1 protein-coding gene and 1 pseudogene are annotated in these 2,944 nt (G+C 35.7%); one reads left to right on the forward strand and one right to left on the reverse strand.

The window, feature by feature from the left end; all coding sequences use genetic code 11:
* Positions 1 to 1,633 (reverse strand): annotated as a pseudogene (locus V7Z48_RS05240) (hypothetical protein); the annotation flags it as partial.
* Positions 1,634 to 1,936: 303 nt separating this feature from the next.
* Between V7Z48_RS05240 and V7Z48_RS05245 the strand changes: the two are divergent.
* The gene (locus V7Z48_RS05245) at positions 1,937 to 2,803 is read left to right on the forward strand and encodes an IS1595 family transposase (protein WP_334112348.1); all 867 of its coding nucleotides are present in this window, start codon (positions 1,937 to 1,939) and stop codon (positions 2,801 to 2,803) included.
* Positions 2,804 to 2,944: the final 141 nt, after the last annotated feature.

The following is a 2,944-nucleotide window of genomic DNA, read 5'->3' on the forward strand; positions in this document are numbered from 1 at the left end:
TACTTTGAGTTGTTGCGCCATTACTCCACAGGTAACTTGCTCCGCCTGATGCGGTAAGGGTGACAGTGTCGCCAAGGCAAATGCTTTGGTCTTCGCCGGCGTTGGCTTCTGGGTTGGGGTTGACGGTGATGGTGACTTGTTGAGTTTGAGTTTCGCCGCTATCTAATGTAATATCAACACTATAAGGTGTTGTTTCTTGAGGTGCCACCGTTATAGATGCCGTATTTTGCCCACTATTCCATAGGTAACCTGTGCCACCAGTTGCTGTGATCGTAACTTCTTCACCTTGGCAGATGGTTTGGTTTGGGGAGATGGTGGTGGATGGGGTATTAATGAGACTAATATTCCATAAATAATGCTCCAAATTTGTATACCCATTTGTTTGTGTGATATTTCTATCGGAAGGATCGTTAAAATTTAAACCATTTTCTATTTCCCAATAATCTGGCATTCCGTCGTTATCAGTATCAAGTGGTGGGGTTCCATTTGACATTACAGGATAAATGCGTGGTGAAGAAAATGTTCCATTTCCATCTTGGTATTGATTTATCAAACGTTCATCAACAGAATCTCTGCGAGGTAAACTAGCTCCAACATGCGTTAAAAGCTCAGTTGCTATATCACTTGCATTAATTGGAATAATTCCTGAACTATTAAACGGCAGGGTTTGTAAGTATGGTGACAAATTTGTGCTATATTCAGAAATTCCAGGCGGCGTGATATTTCCATTAATATAAGCATATGTTTGAGAAGGAGTTCCTTGCCCGCTAGTTGTGCCATCAACAGCAGCGCCTAAAGGAGAGATTTGACTTGACCTTCTGTAATGATTATTTAAGACTGTGAATTTACTACCTAAACTTGGATAGGTAGCATATCTAAAGCCATAAACAACATTGTTAATCATTTCGAAGTCGAAAGCTCCATTCGTTGGAAAATTAGAACGAATGTTTCTTTCTTGATTAAAAGCTAAGAAATTTTTATAAAAAGTTTTGTTGTATGTCCTTTCTCCAGATAATACGCCATAAACACATTCTGAAATTATGGAATTTTGAATAGTAATATTTTGAACAATTCCTGAACCGACTGCACGAATATCTAAATTTTCATCATCGGCCCAACTTATTGAGCAATGATCTATAATTACATTTTCTACTAATCGATTATTCCAAGCAGTAATATTTAAACCATCAGCCGTATTTGCCGCAGAACTTCCTGGTCGAAAACGTATGTAAGATATGATTACATTTGAAACCTCAATCTGAACCATTGAACCTCGAATTAAGATGCCATCACCGGGTGCTGTTTGACCCGCTACAGTGACATTCCCATTCGTTACATAAATGGCACTATTAAGGTTAATTGTTCCTCCAACATCAAAAACTATTGTTCTTGCCCCGTTAGCAAGTAAGGCGGCTCTTAGACTACCTGGACCACTGTCATTTAAATTAGTTACCTTGATAACTTGACCACCTCGACCTCCAGCTGAAAATTTGCCAAACCCTTCAGCGCTGGGAAAGGCTAATTGTTGAGATTGAGAGTTGATTGGTAATAGTATAATGAATAAGAAACTAATTAAAAAAGCAAAATATTCGCCTTGACCTTTTATTGGTCTTTTAATGTTTATTAGGTTCATTAGTTAAATATTTGGGGCTATTTGACGTTGCAATTTAAAATTAATTCGAACAAAAGTCGTTAAAAGTTTTATTTTTTAGACATAAAGCACATATTTGTAATATTTTTCTGAAAAAAAATGCATAGGACTATTTTGACACAATAAATATTAAAAATATCAACATTAGTTAGTCTTAAAAATATTTTTATGTCCGCAAACACCCCTAAATTGATAATTTATTTATATATTTCATTGAAATTAAAACTGTTGACAATGAATATATTTTCCTTTGGAGTTCATTTTACTGATGATATGAGTTGAAGGCTGCATCTTAAAGAGCAACGAGACAAAGAAGGAGTTGTTTGCAAGCGTTGCCATGATACAGAGCATTATTGGCTACAAAACAAATGGAGCTATCAATACAAATCTTGCAACTCAAGAACTTCGTTACTTAGCGGTACTATAATGGAGAGTTCAAAGCTTTCGTTTATGACTTGGTACAAGACCATATTTTTGTTAAGTACAACAAAAAAAGGCTTTTCCAGTAAAGAGATACAACGACAACTCGGGTTAAAAAGATATGAGCCAGTCTGGGCGATGGTTCATAAACTTCGCAAAGCAATGGGACAGCGTGATGATAGATATACCTTGGAAGGTATGATAGAGATGGACGAAGGCTATTTTACCGTAGAAGCTTCGCAGCAAGCACATAACACGCAAAAAGCAGGTCGTGGCAGCAAGACCAAATCAAATGTTATGGTAATTGCAGAAAGCACAATTCTTGAAGATATAGACACAGGAAAAGTGGAAAGACAATGTCGTTATTTCAAAGCTAAAGTATTAGACGATCATAAGTCGGAAGGAACCGACGCAACCTTTGAGAAAGCTATTGATGGTGAGAAAACAATTGTATTTACTGATAAAAGCACCTCATATGTCAACATTGCCGATTATGTAGAAATACATATGAGCGAAAAATCAGATGCGCAAACAACCAAAGAAACACTAAAATGGGTGCATATAGCAATAAGTAACGCCAAAAGAAATTTTGTGGGAACCTATCATAAAATCAAGAAAAAATACCTGCAACTATACCTCAATGAGTTTGTATATAAGCTTAACCGCAGGTATTTTGGAGAACGAATCTTCGATAGACTGGTTATTGCTAGCATAACAGCTAATGGACATTAAACGGATATACAATTATAGAATAATCATAAATATAATTTAAATTTAAGGATATGGAATAATTTAACATTTAAAATTGGAAGCAAAAATTTTAATAAATAATCGACTATTTACAAATCATTAACTATGCGTCTAATTTTTATC

It is taken from the genome of Paucihalobacter sp. (assembly GCF_036825875.1).
Classification (GTDB): Bacteria; Bacteroidota; Bacteroidia; order Flavobacteriales; family Flavobacteriaceae; genus Paucihalobacter.